The following is a 16,795-nucleotide window of genomic DNA, read 5'->3' on the forward strand; positions in this document are numbered from 1 at the left end:
AACGAGACGAGCACCGAGACCGACCAAAGCACCGCCCGCATCGAGCAACTCTTCAATCGAGGCCGCTACCTCATCATCAGCAGCACCGGCACCCGCCCGCCCACCCTCCAGGGCGTCTGGAGCGGCACCACCACCCCACCCTGGTCGAGCGGCTGGACCCTCAACGGCAACCTCCCCGCAGCCCTCGCCGCCCTCCACCCCACCGGCACCCCCGAGCTGATGCTCCCCCTCTTCGACCTGATCGACGAGCTCAAACCCGACTTCCGCCACAACGCCCAGCGGCTCTACAACGCCCGCGGCCTCCTCACCCCCACGCACCTCTCGACCCACGGCCGGCAGAACCACTTCGGCCCGGTCTGGTGCCAGACGTTCTGGACCGCGGGCGCCGGATGGCTGGCCCGCCTCTACTGGGATCACTGGCTCTACACCGGCGACGAGAAGTTCCGGGACGAGCGCGCCCTCCCCTTCATGCGCGAGGCGGCCGCCTTCCTGGACGACTTCGTCGAGATCCGCGACGGCACAGCGACTTTCGCACCCTCCTATTCGCCGGAGAACGCGCCGGCATCGACCGGCTCCCAGGCGACGATCGACGCCACCATGGACGTCGCGATCGCCCGCGACCTGCTCCGCAATCTGGGCGACCCGCTGGCGGACAAGCTCCCTTCCTACCGGATCAAGGACGGCCGTCTCGCCGAGTGGATCCACCCCGGCCTCACCAACAATCCGGCCCACCGGCACGCCTCCCACCTGTGGCCGCTCTGGTATGAACCAGACCCGTTGATCACCGAGGACCCGGCGCTGCGAAAAGCCGCCACAGAAGAGATCAACGAAAAGCTGAAGTTCTGGGAAGGTGAAGAATCCGACGAGATGGCTTACGGTCTGGTCCAACTCGGCCTGGCCGCCGCCGCCCTCGGCCTCGCCGACGAAGCACTGTGGACACTGCACCGGATGGCCGACCGTTATTGGCAACGCTTCGTACCGACCCACAACCGGGACGCCATCTTCAACGTCGACATCGCCGGCGGTTTCCCGGCCGTGGTCTGCGCCATGCTGCTGCGCGGCGCCCACGGCCGCCTCGACCTGCTCCCCGCGCTGCCCAGAGCATGGCCACGTGGCGAGGTCACCGGCCTCCGCGCCCGCGGCGGCATCATCGTGGACCGGCTGGCCTGGGGGCCGGAAAGCGCAGCAATGATCACTGCGACGAGGGATACACACCTGACCGTGACGGCGCACGGGCACAAGATCTGGGCCGGCGACATGAAGAGGGCGGAACAACGAACACTCAGCCTTTGACCGCACCGATCATCACGCCCCGCGTGAAATGCCGCTGGATAAAGGGATAGACCAGCGCGATCGGCAACACCGTGACCACCACGACCGCCATCTTGATGGCCAGCGTCGGCGGCATCGCGACGCCGACCGCGGTGCCCGAGGTCTGCGGCGTCTGCCCGGCCAGGATGAAGCTCTGCAGCACCCGCTGGATCGGGAACTTCTGGTTGTCGTCGATGTAGAGCAGCGCGGTGAACCAGACGTTCCAGTAGCCGACCGCGTAGAACAGGCCGACCACCGCGACCACCGCCTTGGACAGCGGCAGCACGATGCGCCACAGGATCCGGAACTCCCCCGCGCCGTCCACCCGTGCGCTGTCCAGCAGTTCGCCCGGCAGGTTCTGGAAGAAGGCCCGCACCACGACCAGGTTGAAGACGCTGAGCGCGCTGGGCAGGATCACCGACCAGAGGCTGTCCTTGAGGCCCAGCCCGGTCACCACCAGATAGCTCGGCACCAGGCCGGGGTAGATCAGGAAGGTGAGCAGGAAGTAGAAGAGCAGCGCGCGGTGCCCCAGCGAGCCGGGCCGGGACAGGCCGTAGGCGGCCAGCACGGTGACCACCAGGCTCACGGCGGTGCCCAGCACGGTGATGATCGCGCTGGTCAGCAGGGCCCGGCTGATCGTCCCCCCGGACAGGATGATCTGGTACGCGGTGAAGTCGATCCCCCGCGGGATGACGACCAGCCCACCGGCCGCGTTGATCGTGTCCCGTGACGACAGGCTGGTCACCACGACCACCCACAGCGGGATCACCACGGCCAGCACGACGACGGACAGCACGGAGCCCTTGGCGGTCTGCAGCGCGACCCCGGGCTTCTCCTCCCAAGCGGCGGTCATTTGCTCGAGTACACCCCCTGCTCGCCCAGCGCGTGGGCGAGTCGATTGGCGAGCAGGATCAGGATCAGCCCGACCACGGCCTTGAACAGGCCGGCGGCCGCGCCCAGCCCGTAGTCGGTGGTGACGATCGCCTGGTGGTAGACGAACGTGTCGAGCACCTCGGCGGCCTGGCGCCCGACCGCGTCGCGTTGCAGCAGGAACTGTTCGAAGCCGACGGACAGCGCGTCGCCGAGCCGCAGGATCAGCAGCAGCACGATCACCGGCCGCAGCCCGGGCAGCGTGATGTGCCACATGCGGCGCCAGCGGCCGGCCCCGTCGACGGCGGACGACTCGTACAGCTGGGTGTCGATCGTGCTGAGCGCGGCGAGGAACACGATCGTGCCCCAGCCGATGTCCTTCCAGACCGATTCGGCGGTGACCAGCACGATGAACGTGTCCGGGTTGGACATGATCTCCGGCGGGTTGATTCCGGCCTCGCGCAGTTCCTGGGCGAGCAGCCCGGCGCCGCCGAACATCTGCACGAAGAACGTCACCACCAGCACCCAGCTGAAGAAGTGCGGCAGGTAGACGACGGTCTGCACGAAGTTGCGCAGCCGGGTGGAGAGCACGCTGTTCAGCACGATGGCCAGCAGGATCGGCAGCGGGAAGAAGAACACCAGCTGGAACGCGGTGATCGAGAGCGTGTTCCACACCGCGTCCCAGAACGCCGGGTCGGAGAACAGGATCCGGAAGTTCTCCACGCCGATGAACGGGCTGCCGGCGATCGCGGCCAGCGCGCTGTCCCCGGAATAGGGGTTGTAGTCCTGGAACGCCACCACGTTGCCGAGCACCGGCAGGTAGTGGAAGACGAGCAGCAGCACGAAGCCGGGCGCGACCATGACCAGCAACGGCCAGTCCCGCCGCAGCCGCGCCCGGAAGCCCGCCTTTCGCTTGCGCTCCGGGGGCGGTGCGGCTTCGGTGCGATTCCTCTTGGTACGGGTGGCCAGGCTCATCGACCGGCGTCGGCCAGCGCCTGGCCGAGCAGCGTGCGGGCCTCGTCGCCGCCACCGGCCTTCCACTCCTTGACGATGGCGTCCATGTCGCTGAGCGGACGGCGGCCCCGGACCACGTCGGTGAACTTGTCCGCGAACGGCACCAGGCCGGACTTGTAGCGGGCCGGCATCTCCATCTTGAGGCCCTCCCACGGGTCCTTCTCCAGGTGCTTGACCATCTCGTTGGAGTAGGTCAGCAGGTCCGGCACGTACTTCGGGGTCTGCGGCGTGGGCTGCACCACCGGGCGGCGGCCGCTGATGAAGAAGTACTGGTTCTGGATCTCCTTGAAGCCCAGGTCGGTCTTCACCGGCCCGTCCGGCGTCCTGGTGTGGTGCTTGCCTTCGACGCCGAACTCGCGCAGGTTGAACTCCTGGGTGCCGAACGGCGCGGAGTTCCAGTTGATCACCCGCAGCAGTTCCTCGACGCGGGCCTTGCCGAGGCCCTTCTTGATGAACAGATAGGAGATCGGCTCCGAGGTGCCCCAGACCAGCGGTGCGCCGCCGGTGGCGGAGAAGAGCGACACCGGCTGCACGTCGAAGTCGGGCGTGATGTTCTGCTGCTCGGCCTGCATGACCTGCCACATGCCGACGCCGTCCTGCTTGAACATGATCTTGCCGCTCTGCAGCAGCTGCTTCGAGTCGGCGCCGCGGCTGGCCACGATGTCCGGGTGGATCAGCTTGTTCTGGTAGAGCTTCGCCATGAACTCGGCGGCGGCCTTGAACTCCGGCGTCTCGTACTTGAACTCCGGCGTGCCGTCCGCGGCCCGCCGCCAGCCGTCCTTGCTGCCCGGCGCCTTGTGCAGCATCTGGACGATCGAGAAGATGTCGTCGAACGCCCACACACCCTTGTTCGGGTCGGTGACCTTCTTGCCGATCTCGAACAGCTCGTCGATGGTGGTCGGCGCGGTCACCCCGGCCTTGGTGAGCAGGTCCCGGCGCTGGAACAGCATCCAGGGGAACGGCCCGTCGGTCGGGTTGGGCACGGCCATCAGCTTCTCGTTCCAGCACGAGTGGCGCCACGCGCTGGTCGGGAAGGTGGCCAGCATCGGATAGGCGGCCACCTTCGCGCCCTGCAGATAGGGCGTCAGGTCCTCGAAGAGCGCGTTCACGGCGTCGCCGAAGCGGGCCAGCTTGTTCACCTCCCAGCTGGGCAGCGAGAGCAGGTCGGGCACGTCGCGGGCGCCGAGGATCGCGCCCACCTTGTCGGCGTAGAGGTTGCCGTCCTGCACGCTGAAGTCCACCGGGGTGCCCAGCTCGCCGTTGATCGCGACCAGATAGGAGTTGCTGGCGCCGGTCGGCGGCGCCGGGCCCCAGACCGGCACCATGGCGCGGATCGGCGCGCCGCCGGCGCCCGGCTTCTCGGTGATCGCGTCGGTCAGCGCCGGCGGAAACTTCGTGTAGCCGTCGGCCACCGGGCGGGTGCCCGGCAGGTCCGGCTTCGGGATGTCCAGTGCCAGGTCACGCTGCTCGGGCACCAGCGCGGAGAGCTTGTCCAGCTGCTGGGTGGCGCCGCCGCGGGTGGCCTTCTCCCCGCAGCCGGAGAGCAGGCCGCCACCGGCCACCGTCGCGGCGGAGAGCCCGGCCAGGCTCAGAAAGGTCCTGCGGCTCGCGCCCGCGGGTGTTGTCACGGCGCACTCCCTATCTATTGGCAGCCTTTGTTTGGCTTGTAGCCAAACAAAGTAGTCCCCGGTAATAGAGTGGACAAGAGCCGTCGATCACCGATACGGCATGATGAGCAGAGATGGCCCGGGGCATCGGGTGCGGACGTGGGGCGGTGCAGACGTGATCGACAGGCGCGGCATGGGGCAGCCGGCGGACCTGACCGACGTACGAGCGACGAATCTGGCCGTGGTGCTGCGGCACGTGCGCACCGCCGGGACGTGCTCGCGCGCGGACGTCGCGGCGGTCACCGGGCTGAACAAGGCGACCGTCTCCAGCCTGGTCACCGAGCTGCTGGAGCGGCGGTTGCTGCGCGAGACCGGCCCGGCGGGCAACCGGATCGGCCGCCCGGCGTCGCTGCTCACGCTGGAGAGCGGACGCTATGCGGCGGTCGGCGTCGAGGTGGCCGCCGACCACCTGACCGCGGTCGCGCTGGACCTGGGCGGCGAGCGGATCCTGTCCTGGAAGCGGGCCTTCCCGGGACTGGGTGCGTCGGCCGGGCGCGCCGAGGCCGCGGTCGCCGCGCTGGCCGGCAAGGTGGCGGCCAAGCTGACCGGGCAGCAGCGCCGGATCCTCGGGCTGACCGTCGCCGTGCCGGGCGCGGTGACCGCTGAGGGCGGCGTACGGTTCGCGCCGCACCTGGGCTGGGCCGATCTCGACCTGCGCCCGGCCCTGCTCAAGGTGCTGCGGCAGCCGGCCTTCGACGTGGTGGTGGAGAACGACGCCAACCTGGCCGCGGTGGCCGAGCACCGGTCCGGGCCACAGGCCGGCACGCCCGACCTGATCGCACTGCTCGGCGGCGTCGGGGTGGGCGCCGGCGTGATCACCGACGGCCGTTTGGTGCGCGGCGACCGCGGCCTGGCCGGGCAGGTCGGGCACCTGCAGCTCGACCCGGCCGGCCCGCTCTGCCGTTGCGGGCGGCACGGGTGCCTGGAGGCGTACGCCGGGCTGCCCGCCCTGGTCCGGGCCGCGCTGCCGGACACCGCGGCGGACGGGCCGATCACCGACTACCTGCCGGAGATCGACCGGATGGCCGCGCAGGCCGTCGCGGGCGACGGCACGGCGCTGTCGGCTTTGTCCGAGGCGGGCCGCCGGCTGGGCCATGCCGTGTCGATGCTCTCCGACCTGCTCGATCCGCGCGCGGTGGTGCTCGGCGGCGCGTTCAGCGCGCTCGCGCCGTGGCTGCTGCCGGCCGTGGAGGCCGAGGTCAAGGGGCGTGCGCTGGCCCCCGTGGACGGTCGCGTGGTGGCCTCCACGCTGGACCCGGGCGCGGTCGCCACCGGCGGCGCGGCGCTCGCTCTGGACCGGATCGAGTCCGGCCACTTGCCCGCCATCCCTTGACCAGCGTCGATGTCTGGTGCCAACCTTTGAGCGACTCCGCTTAACACGTGCGTAACGCCTCTTGCGGAGTTTTCTTAACAGTGTTGTCGAAGCGCTTCGAAGGGTAGGGCGCAGGCCATGACGGACCCGTTCCGTGACCCCGGGCGGCCGCTCGCCGACCGGGTGGCCGATCTGCTCGGCCGGCTCACGCTCGCGGAGAAGACCGGCCTGCTGCATCAGCATCAGGCGCCGGTGCCCCGGCTCGGCGTGGGCGCGTTCCGCACCGGCACGGAGGCGCTGCACGGGGTCGCGTGGCTCGGCGAGGCGACGGTGTTCCCGCAGGCGGTCGGGCTCGGCGCGAGCTGGGATCCGGCGCTGGTCGAGCGGGTCGGCGCGGCCACCGGCGCGGAGGTGCGGGCGCTGCACCACAAGGACCCGGACCGGGTCGGGCTGAACGTCTGGGCGCCGGTGGTGAACCCGCTGCGCGACCCGCGGTGGGGACGCAACGAGGAGGGCTACGCCGAGGATCCCTGGCTCACCGGTGTGCTGGGCACGGCCTTCGCGAGCGGGCTGCGCGGCGACGACCCGGCCCGTCTGCGCACCGCGCCGACGCTCAAGCACTTCCTCGGCTACAACAACGAGACCGACCGCTGCCGCACGTCCAGCGACCTGCCGCCGCGGGTGCTCCACGAATACGAGTGGCCGGCCTTCCGTGCGCCGTTGGAGGCGGGTGCCGCGGTGGCCGTGATGGCGTCGTACAACCTGGTCAACGGCCGTCCCGCGCACCTCAGCCCGCTGCTCGGCATGCTCGGCGAGACGCTGGTGGTCGGCGACGCCGGCGCGGTCACCAACATCGCCGGCGATCAGGGCTTCCTGCCGGATCACGAGGCCGGGTTCGGCGCCGCGCTCAGGGCCGGGGTGGACTGCTTCACCGAGGACGACGCCGAGCCGTCGCGGACCGTCGCCCGGCTCACCGGCGCGCTGGAGCGCGGGCTGATCGCCGAGTCCGACGTGGACGCCGCGGTGCGGCGGATCCTGGGCGTCCGGTTCCGGCTGGGCGAGTTCGATCCGGCCGGCTCCGACCCGTACGCGGCGACGACCGCCGACGTGGTCAACTGCGCCGAGCATCAGGACCTGGCCCGGACGGCCGCCCGCCGAAGCGTGGTGCTGCTGCGCAACGAGGGCGGGCTGCTGCCGCTCTCCGCTCCGAAAACGGTGGCGGTGATCGGGCCGCTGGCGGACACCGTGCTGACCGACTGGTACAGCGGCACCCTGCCCTATGCGATCACGCCGCGAGCCGGCCTCGCCGCGCGCGTGGAGACGGTCTTCGCGGAGGGCGTGGATCGCATCGAGCTGTCCACCGCGGCCGGCTTCGTCGGCGTGGACCGCGAGGCGCTGCGGATCGGCGAGCGGGCCGCCTTCGACGTGCTGGACTGGGGCGGCGGCGTGGTCACGCTGCGCGCCGCCGGCCGCTACGTGCGGGCCCGCGAGGACGGCGTGCTGGTCGCCGACCGGCCCGGCCCCGGTGAGTGGGTAGTGCGGGAGACGTTCGAGGCGGCCGGCGGCCGGTTCCGCAACGTCGCCCTGGACCGCTGGGTGACCGTGGGCTTCGACGGGACGCTGCGGGCGGACGCGCCGGACGCCGAGGACGCGACGGTGTTCGCCGCCGCCACGGTCGTCGACGGGCTGACGGCGGCGGCCGCCGCGGCCCGCGAGGCCGACGTCGCCGTGGTGGTGCTCGGCAACCATCCGATGGTGGCCGGCCGGGAGACCGAGGACCGCGCGGACCTGGCGCTGCCACCCGGCCAGGACGATCTGCTGCGCGCGGTGCGGGCCGCCAACCCCCGCACCGTCCTGGTGGTGACCAGCAGTTATCCCTATGCGATCGGCTGGGCCGCCGAACACGTGCCGGCCATTCTCTGGTCGTCGCACGGCGGGCAGGAGGCCGGCACCGCGCTGGCCGATCTGCTGCTCGGGCGCACCGCGGACGGCGAGCCCGTCGAGCCCACCGGGCGGCTGCCGCAAACCTGGTACCGCGGCGCCGAGGACCTGCCCGACCTGCTGGACTACGACATCATCGGCAGCGAGGCGACCTACCTCTACTTCCGTGGGAAGCCGCTGTACCCGTTCGGCCACGGCCTCGGCTATGCCCGCTTCGAGCACCGCGACCTGCGGCTCTCCGCCGCCGCGGTGGACGCGGACGGCGAGGTCGAGGTGAGCGTGGACGTGGTCAACACCGGGGACCGCGCGGGCGAGGAGGTCGTCCAGCTCTACACCCGGCAGCGCCGGTCCCGGGTGCCGCAGCCGTTGCGCCGGCTGCGCGACTTCCGCCGGGTGCGCCTCGACGCGGGCGCGCAGACCACCGTGACCTTCCGCCTCGCCGCCGCCGGCCTGGCCTTCCACGACGTCACGCGCGGGCGCCCGGTGGTCGAGGCCGCCCGGCACACCGTGCTGACCGGCCGGTCCTGCGCGGACATCACCGCCACCACGGTCCTCGACGTGCGCGGCGAGGAGATCCCCGACCGGGTCGCGCTGGGCGGTCCGCTGCCCGCCTGCACCCGAGACGAGGAGTACGGCACCCGGCTCACCGCCGAGACCCCGGCGACCGGCGACGCCGTGGTGGCGAACTGTTCCGGCGCTTGGATCGGCTTCACGTCCGTCGACTTCGGGCCCGGCGCCGCCCGGGTGCGGGTCACCGCCGCCGCACCGGCCGGCGGCGCCCGCCTCGAGCTGCGGCTCGGCGATCCACTGACCGGCCCACCGGCCGCCGTCCTGGACATCCCGGCCACCGGCGGCCCCTACGAGTGGACCGAGGTGGACGCCCCACTCGGCCGGGACGGCGTGCACGATCTGTTCCTCGTGCTCGGCACGCCCGGCGTGCGGGTGGGCAGCCTGGCGTTCGACCGGGCGGCGCTCTGATGGCGGCGCCGGTGGAACGCAAGCGGCCGGACATGGTCACGATCGCCGACGTGGCCCGGCACGCGGGCGTCGCGGTCAGCACGGTCTCCTATGTGCTCTCCGGCAAACGGGCCATCTCGGAGACCACCCGGCAGCGGGTGCTGGCCAGCATCGGGACGCTCGGCTACCACCCGCACGCCGGCGCCCGCGCGCTGGCCAGCCGCCGCGCCAACGTGATCGCCATGGTGCTGCCGCTGCGCACCGGCATGCACCTGCCGGTGGTGATGGAGCTGGTCACCGCGGTGGTCACGGCGGCCCGGCAGTTCGGTCACGACGTGCTGCTGATGACCGCCGACGAGGGCCCGGCCGGGCTGCGCCGGATCGCGGCCAGCGCGATGGTCGACGGCGTGCTGATGATGGACGTGGAGATGTCCGACGCCCGGGTGCCGGTGCTGCGTGAGCTGGAACGGCCCAGCGTGCTGATCGGCTTCCCGGCCGACCCGACCGGGCTCACCTGTGTGGATCTCGACTTCCGCCTGGCCGGGGCGCGCTGCGTCGACCACCTGGCCGCGCTCGGGCACCGCCGGATCGCGCTGCTCGGCGCTCCCCCGGTGGTTTATCAGCGGGACACCGGCTTCGCGCACCGCACCCGGGCCGGCTTCCTGGACGCGGCGCAGCGGCACGGGCTGAGCGCGATCGCCCGGCCCTGCGGCGAGTCGCTGGACGAGGCGCAGGAGGCGGCCGGGCAACTGTTCGCCGACGATCCGGCGGTGACCGGGCTGGTGGTGCACAACGAGGCGGCGGTCGCGCACGTGATGGCGGCGCTGACCCGGCTCGGGCGGCGGGTGCCGGAGGACGTCTCGGTGGTGGCGATCTGCCCCGATCAGGTCGCCGAGAACACGTCGCCGGCGCTGTCCTCGGTGCTCATTCCGGCCTCGGAGGTGGGGCGGCAGGCCGTCCACCTGCTGATGCGCAAGCTGGACGGCGGCAGCGTACCCGAATCCACACTGCTCAGCCCCGCACTCACCCCGCGCCGGAGCACCGCGCATAGGTAATGGTTCGAGGCCGCGACAGCGGTGGATGGGTTGGTGTTGGGAACCCGACTCGGACCGATCCCGCGTCCGCTCGGGCGCGAAGTCCTCGCACAGGAGTCACCTGGGGAGGACATCGTCATGGCAAGGAACTTCAAGAAGGCGACCGCGGTCGCGGGCACGGCCCTCGTGCTCGCCGCGTCCGTCGCCGGGCTCGGACCATCGGCCGGATCGGCGTCCAGTCACCGCGAGGCGCCGCTGATCGCGTCCGATCCGGCCGCCGACAACACCGACCTCTACGCGTTCGTCAGCCCGGACCGGCCGGGCTACGTCACGATGATCGCCAACTGGATCCCGTTCGAGGAGCCGAACGGCGGGCCGAACTTCTATCCGTTCGCGACCGACGCGGCGTACAAGATCAATGTGGACAGTGACGGCGACGCCAAGGCCGACGCCGTCTTCCGCTGGACCTTCAAGAACATCGACAAGCGCGGGAACAAGACGTTCCTCTACAACAACGGCCCGGTCACCTCGCTGGACGACGAGAACCTGCTGTTCAAGCAGACCTACACGCTCGAGTCGTCGTTCAACGGCGCGCCGTTCAAGACGCGGATCAAGGACGCGCCGGTTGCGCCGTCCTGGACCGGAGCCACCGGCATGCCGAATTACCAGACGCTGCGCGACCAGGCCACCGTGCAGTTGCAGGGCGGCTGGAAGCTCTACGCCGGGCAGGCCGACGACCCGTTCTTCCTCGACCTGCGGGTCTTCGACCTGCTCTACGGCGGCGACCTGAGCGAGACCGGGCAGGACACCCTGGCCGGCTTCAACGTGAACACGCTCGCGTTGCAGGTGCCGTTCAAGGACGTGGCGCTGGGCGGCGACGCCAAGCGCAACCCGGTGATCGGCGTGTGGACCACGACCGAACGCAACCGGGTGCAGATCACCAACGACGCCACCCCGAAGCTGGGCAACGACCGGGTGCAGGTGTCGCGGCTCGGCAACCCGCTGGTCAACGAGGTGGTGGTGCCGGCCGGCCTGAAGGACGCGTTCAACTCGATCTCGCCGGACAAGGACGCCGGGATCCCCGCCGTGGTCAACCGAGTCACTGACCCCGAGCTGCCCAAGCTGATCCAGGGCATCTACAACATCCCGGCGCCGGCCACCCCGCGCAACGACCTGGTCGAGATCTTCCTGACCGGCATCACCACCAAGGCCGGCGGCCCGATCAAGGCCGACCTGAACTCGCAGCTCAACAACATGGACGTCAACCCGAAGAAGTTCCGGCCGTCCGAGATGCTGCGGCTCAACCTCGGTGTGCCGGTCACCGCGACCCCGGACCGGCTCGGCGTGCTCGCCGGCGACCTGCAGGGCTTCCCGAACGGGCGGCGGCTCACCGACGACGCGGTGGACATCTCGATCCAGGCGGTCGAGGGCGCGGCGCAGACCGGCAAGCTGGTCGACGCCCTGGCCGCGGGTGACAAGGTCGACGGCAACGACCAGCAGTTCGGCACGCAGTTCCCGTATGTCGCACTGCCTAACGTGGCCGCCGTCAACGCCGGCGCCGCTCTTGTTCCCACACCGCCGGTGCCGCCGGCCGCCCAGCCGTCGGACACCCCGTCGCAGTCGCCGATCGCGCTCAAGCCGGCGTCGGCGGACCAGAACTCGGACCGGGACGGCCTGCTGATCGCGGCGATCTCGGTCGGTGGCCTGGCGGTGGTGTTGTTCCTCGGCACCCTCGTCTGGTTGCGGCGCCGCACCACCAAGCAGGTCTGAGGAATCACGACCATGCGCCCTTCCCTGCGGATCCTCACGATCGTGTCGCTGACCGCCGCCGTGGTGTTCACGGCCGGTGCGATCGTCGGCCTGCGCGAGGCGCCGCCGGTCCGGTCGGCGGGCACCACCACGGTGCCCGCCGATCGGCAGGCCCAGGCGATCGCCCGGGCTCAGGACCGGCTGCGTCAGCTGCCCCGCGACTACCAGACCTGGGCGGCGCTCGGCGTCGCGTACGTCGAACGGGCCCGGGTCACCGCCGACCCGAGCCTCTATCCCAAGGCCGCCGGAGCGCTGGAGCAGTCCCTGAAGGTGCGCCCCGAGGACAACGGGGACGCGCTGGTCGGGATGGGCGCGCTGGCCAACGCCCGGCACGACTTCACCCGCGCGCGGTCCTTCGCGCTCGACGCGATCGAGCTGAACCCGTACGACGCCGACGCCTATGGCGTGCTGGCCGACGCGCACACCCAGCTCGGTGAGGGCCCGCTCGCCACCGCCGCCGTGCAGCGGATGCTGGACCTGCGGCCGGGCCTCGCCGGATACGCCCGCGCCTCCTACGACCTGGAACAGCGCGGCAAGCTGCCCGAGGCGACCGCGCTGATGCGGCAGGCCCTCGACGCCGCGGCCGATCCGGCGGACATCGCCTTCTGCCGCAACCAGCTCGGCGACCTGGCCTGGTCCCAGGGCGACCTGGCCGGCGCCGCACGCGAATACGCCGCCGGTCTCGCGGCAGATCCCGGCTACCAGCCGTTGCTCCGCGGCCGGGCGCGCGTCGACGCGGCCTCGGGGCGGCTCGACGCCGCGATCGCGAGCGCCGGCGCCGTCGCCGCCCGCACCCCGACCCCCGACACCCTTCTCGAGTACGCCGAGCTGCTGCGCGCCGCGGGCCGCCCGGCACAGTCGGCGAAGCAGCTCGAACTCGCCGACGCGGCACACCGGATCTTCCAGGCGAACGGCGGCGCCGACGACCTGGCCGGCGCCCAGATCGCCCTGGCCCGTGGCGACGCGACGAAGGCGGTGCGGCTGGCCGAGGCCGAGTGGTCGCGCCGCCCGTTCGCCGACGTGGCCGACGTCCTCGCCCAGTCCCTGCACGCGGCCGGCCGCGACCGCGAGGCGCTCGGCTTCGCCCGGCGGGCCGCGAGTTCCCCGCATGCCTCTTACGCCTACCACTTGGCGGTCATCGCCCTATCCCTCGATGACCGGGCGACCGCCCGCGATCAGCTGCGCCGGGTGCGCGAGCTCAACCCGTACTTCTCCGTAGTGGACGGCCCGACCGCCGCCCGCGCCCTGGCCGCGTTGGAGGCCCAGCCGTGAGACGTCTCCTGATCGTGCTGACCCTGGCCCTGGCCGGCGTGGTTGTGGCGGCAGCACCCGCCTCCGCCCACCCCCGTGGCAACTTCTCGGTCAACCGCTACGCCGCCCTGACCGTGCACCCGGACCGGGTGGACGCCCTGGTGGTGGCAGACATCGCCGAACTGCCGACCCTGCAGGACCCGGCCCCGACCTGCACCGAGGCCGCCGACGCCCTGGCCGTGACCCTCTCGTCGACGCCGGTGCGCTGGACGATCAGCTCTGCTTCCCTGGAGTCACCTCCCGGCGCCGGTGGGCTGGCCACCAGCCGTCTCACCTGCCGCCTCACCTCCGCCACCTCGTCGTTGCGCCCCGGCACGGAAGTCACGGTGACCAACACCTTCCGCGACGACCGCATCGGCTGGCGCGAACTCGTGGCGGCGGCCGGCCCCGGCGCGGCACTGTCCGGCTCCACGCTGCCCGTCGCCGGAATCAGCAACGAGCTGCGCACCTACCCCGACGACCTGCTGTCCTCCCCGCCTGACGTGCGGACGGCATCCTTCACGGCCGGCCCCGGCAACGGTGACCCGGCACCATCCTCCAGGCCGTCGTCGGCGTCGTCGCCGTTCCGCACGAACGGCCCACTGGCCGGCGCCGAGCGGTGGCTGGAGAACGCGGTCGGTGGCCGGGAGATGACGCCGTGGGTCGGGGTGCTGGCGGTGCTGCTGGCGCTGTTGCTGGGTGCCGGGCACGCGGCTTTGCCCGGCCACGGGAAGACGGTGATGGCGGCGTACCTGGCCGGGCGGCGCGGCCGGCCTCGAGACGCGGTGGCGGTGGGCGCCACGGTGACGGTTACGCACACCGGCGGGGTTCTGCTGCTGGGTCTGCTGCTGACGACGGTGGCAGGCATCGCCGGGGAGACGATCCTGGGGTATCTGGGCCTGGCAAGCGGGCTGCTGGTCACGGTGATCGGGGGAACGGCACTGGTCGGCGCACTGCGCCGCCGCCGAACCTTGGACGGCCACGGCCACTCGCACGGCCCGGGCCACTCCCACGGCCACTCGCATGGCCACGGCGGGGCCCACTCCCATGCCGCGGGCCGCCAGCGCCCAGACAGCCTGTCTCACGTCACGGGCCATCCGCATGCACACGCCGCCGACCATGCGCACTCGGATTGTTCAGGCGATTCGCGGCTGCTAGGCGATGGTTCCTCTCCGGCGGAAGGTACTGACCGCCCGTATGGCCGAGGCAACCCGATCCCCTACGGCCCGGGCCGCACTCTCGCCGCAGTTGGAAGCGCACGCAACGTCGACGCCGATCATTCCCTCGTTCTGGAAGCCGGCCAGGGCCTCATGGGGTCCTTCGATGCCGGCCTGACACGAGCGCACCCCATCGGCATCAGCGAGCGTCTCACCCACCCCTTCGGCGAAGACGACAACAGCACCCACGACGATATGCCCGGTCACCACCATGATCACGGGACCGACCACAACCACAGCCACGCCCCCGGCCACCGCCACAATCACGGGTCCGACAGTGGTCACGACCACCACGCCCCAGGCACCGATCGCGGCGAAACGATTGGTCACGGTGACGACCAGGCGCCGGGCAAGGCGAGCGCTCACGCATCAAGCCCCACCGACCAGTCCGCCGGGCACAGCCATTCCCACCCGCAAGATCAGCTTGCCGCGCGGACGAGAACTCTTGCCGGTGTGGCAACGACCCGCAGTGGCATCCTCGCCGTTCCGCCTCCCGGCGCGCGCACCGCGACCACCGGCCTGGACGCCTCCGACCAGACCCATGACCACGGACAAGATCATTCGTCCGAGTCACCGAATCGTGGCCCCGGCAGATGGAGCATCGCCGGCTTGGGCATCGCCGGCGGCCTGGTGCCGAGCCCGTCAGCCTTGATCGTCCTGCTAGGTGCCGCCGCCCTCGGCCGCACCGTCTTCGGCGTCCTGTTGGTGATCGCCTACGGCATCGGCATGGCCGCCACCCTGACCGCCGCAGGCCTGCTGCTGATCAAACTCCGCGACCGCCTGGACGGCCGTTTCCCCCGCCTGACACGCTGGCAGGCAGTGCTACCACCAGTAACCGCAGCCCTGATCGTCATCGTCGGACTGGGTCTGGCCGGACGTGCCCTGCTCACCCTGACCTAACGTGAAGCGACTCAAAGCGACGCGGCGAGGCGGGCTGGTCGGCGGGAGGCAGCGCAGCGCGGAACAGGGCAGCGCGAGACAGCGCGAGACCGGTGCGAGACCCTGCCCCGCAAGACCGGCCCGACCCTAGAGGAAGCAGAGGGGCTCTGCTTCCTCTAGGGAAGCGCTGCCCGTCAGGGCGCAGAGGGGCTCTGCTTCCCGTGAGGGGGCGCTGCCTCTGATGAAGCCGAACGAATCTAGACATGGGGCGAGGCGACACCAAGGCGAGCCAGAAATGACGGGCGCGGCGAGACTGTGGAACTGAGACCAAGGCGAGGCCGGCGAAGACGTCCCGACCAGGCGAAACGGTCTTGACCTGGCGAGTCGGGCTCCACCGATGCCGGTCCCGCGGTTGGCGCGCCGACACGCCAACCGCGTGTTGCGCACATGTTCTGTTGACCGGGCTACGGAGCGACACGCCGAGCTCGTCGGTCAGCTCTGTCGTGGTTTCTCGCTAGACAACGCACCTCTCCCCGACAAGGTGCGGGGCACGGACTTCGGTGGTCAGCGCTCACGCTTGGCGCCATGACACTGAAGTCGCCCGGGTGGAACACGACGTGGTGCTGCGACTGGATCGGGCGACTGTCGAAGACCTCTACGTGGCGCCGTACGAACTTGGGGACCATATCGCGGCTGGCGTGCCCATGACGCCGCCGACTGCCCAGGAAGTCGAGCGACTTGCACGCCGTCTCCGGGACGTTGCTCACTCTGTCGGCCGCAGATGCAGTCCCTATTGCGATCAACCTGAGTGACGCCGCGCCCTTTCTCAGCGGCAGAAGAGCGCACCTGATCTTGGATGTTCCGACACTACGGTGCGCAGCGGGCGGAGTCGGCGCGCCCTTTCCGGTATCGGTTCGCTGATGCGTTGAGGGAGTGGAAACACGCCGCGGGACAGGTAGCCGGCAAGCGCTAGGCTCCGGTTGTGGAACACATTGTGGAGATCGTCATCTCCGGGCTGGGCGGCTTGGCCTTGCTCGGCCGGGGCATCCTGGTTGTGTTCCGTGGTGAGGTTCCGCCAGTAAAGGCCACGGGGCGGACATGGCTGAGTGCGGGCCAAGCCAGCATGTTCTGGTTCCTGCTCGGGTCTGCAATGTTGCTTGTCGCGTTCATGTGGATCAGCGCCGCCACAGGGTTTGCCGGCCCTGACGGTGTTGTTGGGCCTGATGCCGGCTTCTTCATCAGCTTTGTACCTGCCCTTCTGTGCATCCTCGCCGTCACGCGCTATCGGCCTCGCAAGGTCGCTGCCCTGCGCAGCAATTCATGATCCGAAGCGTGCAGCGCAGCCTTCCGCAATTGGTCAGCAACGGCAGGAACGACTGCGTCGGTGACCGCACTCTTCTCGGCTACTTATCTAATTGATCTACGACCGCAGCCCGGCCAGGCTTGGTCGAGGTGACCGGCGGGGTAGCTCTCTCATCGGCTGTCCACCGCTTG

General features: G+C 70.9%; 11 protein-coding genes. 8 read left to right on the forward strand and 3 right to left on the reverse strand.

Annotated elements, in window-relative coordinates:
• Positions 1-1,293, forward strand: a 1,293-nt coding sequence (locus ACZ6TI_RS27680; RefSeq protein WP_465348064.1) for a glycosyl hydrolase family 95 catalytic domain-containing protein, incomplete at its 5' end; no start/stop codon positions are given.
• Here the strand turns inward: ACZ6TI_RS27680 and ACZ6TI_RS27685 are convergent.
• Genes ACZ6TI_RS27685 through ACZ6TI_RS27695 form a run of 3 tightly spaced genes read right to left on the reverse strand, consistent with a single transcriptional unit; the run spans position 1,283 to position 4,823 of the window.
• Complete coding sequence (locus tag ACZ6TI_RS27685) at positions 1,283-2,164, reverse strand: carbohydrate ABC transporter permease (protein ID WP_465348065.1); 882 nt, start codon at positions 2,162-2,164, stop codon at positions 1,283-1,285. The two genes, ACZ6TI_RS27680 and ACZ6TI_RS27685, sit on opposite strands and share 11 nt — an antisense overlap.
• Positions 2,161-3,156 carry an ABC transporter permease gene (locus ACZ6TI_RS27690; protein ID WP_465348066.1) on the reverse strand — a complete coding sequence of 332 codons (996 nt, stop codon included), beginning with the start codon at positions 3,154-3,156 and terminating at the stop codon, positions 2,161-2,163. Before ACZ6TI_RS27690 ends, ACZ6TI_RS27685 begins: the two co-directional genes overlap by 4 nt.
• Entirely contained in the window at positions 3,153-4,823 is a 1,671-nt protein-coding gene (locus tag ACZ6TI_RS27695; RefSeq protein ID WP_465348067.1) for an extracellular solute-binding protein, read from the reverse strand. Before ACZ6TI_RS27695 ends, ACZ6TI_RS27690 begins: the two co-directional genes overlap by 4 nt.
• Positions 4,824-4,977: 154 nt before the next feature.
• On the opposite strand from ACZ6TI_RS27695, the gene ACZ6TI_RS27700 reads away from it, so the two are divergent.
• The 7 genes from ACZ6TI_RS27700 to ACZ6TI_RS27730 all read left to right on the forward strand — a co-directional run bounded on the left by ACZ6TI_RS27700 (position 4,978) and on the right by ACZ6TI_RS27730 (position 16,625).
• Complete coding sequence (locus ACZ6TI_RS27700; RefSeq protein WP_465348068.1) at positions 4,978-6,195, forward strand: ROK family protein; 1,218 nt, start codon at positions 4,978-4,980, stop codon at positions 6,193-6,195.
• Between the two features lie 117 nt (positions 6,196-6,312).
• Complete coding sequence (locus tag ACZ6TI_RS27705) at positions 6,313-9,093, forward strand: glycoside hydrolase family 3 C-terminal domain-containing protein (protein ID WP_465348069.1); 2,781 nt, start codon at positions 6,313-6,315, stop codon at positions 9,091-9,093.
• An 11-nt stretch (positions 9,094-9,104) separates the two neighbouring features.
• Positions 9,105-10,127, forward strand: a complete 1,023-nt coding sequence (locus ACZ6TI_RS27710; RefSeq protein ID WP_465348070.1) for a LacI family DNA-binding transcriptional regulator — start codon at positions 9,105-9,107, stop codon at positions 10,125-10,127.
• 117 nt (positions 10,128-10,244) lie between these two features.
• Positions 10,245-11,876, forward strand: a complete 1,632-nt coding sequence (locus ACZ6TI_RS27715) for a DUF4331 domain-containing protein (RefSeq protein ID WP_465348071.1) — start codon at positions 10,245-10,247, stop codon at positions 11,874-11,876.
• Between the two features lie 12 nt (positions 11,877-11,888).
• Positions 11,889-13,187 carry a tetratricopeptide repeat protein gene (locus ACZ6TI_RS27720; protein ID WP_465348072.1) on the forward strand — a complete coding sequence of 433 codons (1,299 nt, stop codon included), beginning with the start codon at positions 11,889-11,891 and terminating at the stop codon, positions 13,185-13,187.
• 128 nt (positions 13,188-13,315) lie between these two features.
• Entirely contained in the window at positions 13,316-15,322 is a 2,007-nt protein-coding gene (locus ACZ6TI_RS27725) for an urease accessory protein UreH domain-containing protein (protein ID WP_465348073.1), read from the forward strand.
• Between the two features lie 961 nt (positions 15,323-16,283).
• The gene (locus tag ACZ6TI_RS27730; protein WP_465348074.1) at positions 16,284-16,625 is read left to right on the forward strand and encodes a hypothetical protein; all 342 of its coding nucleotides are present in this window, start codon (positions 16,284-16,286) and stop codon (positions 16,623-16,625) included.
• Positions 16,626-16,795 lie beyond the last annotated feature (170 nt).

This window comes from Actinoplanes sp. NPDC051388 (genome assembly GCF_055586225.1).

Coding starts and splice junctions, on each gene's coding strand:
- ACZ6TI_RS27685 (WP_465348065.1), bottom strand. CDS start 2,164: ATGACCGCCGCTTGGGAGGAGAAGCCCGGGGTCGCGCTGCAGACCGCC.
- ACZ6TI_RS27690 (WP_465348066.1), bottom strand. CDS start 3,156: ATGAGCCTGGCCACCCGTACCAAGAGGAATCGCACCGAAGCCGCACCG.
- ACZ6TI_RS27705 (WP_465348069.1), top strand. CDS start 6,313: ATGACGGACCCGTTCCGTGACCCCGGGCGGCCGCTCGCCGACCGGGTG.
- ACZ6TI_RS27715 (WP_465348071.1), top strand. CDS start 10,245: ATGGCAAGGAACTTCAAGAAGGCGACCGCGGTCGCGGGCACGGCCCTC.
- ACZ6TI_RS27720 (WP_465348072.1), top strand. CDS start 11,889: ATGCGCCCTTCCCTGCGGATCCTCACGATCGTGTCGCTGACCGCCGCC.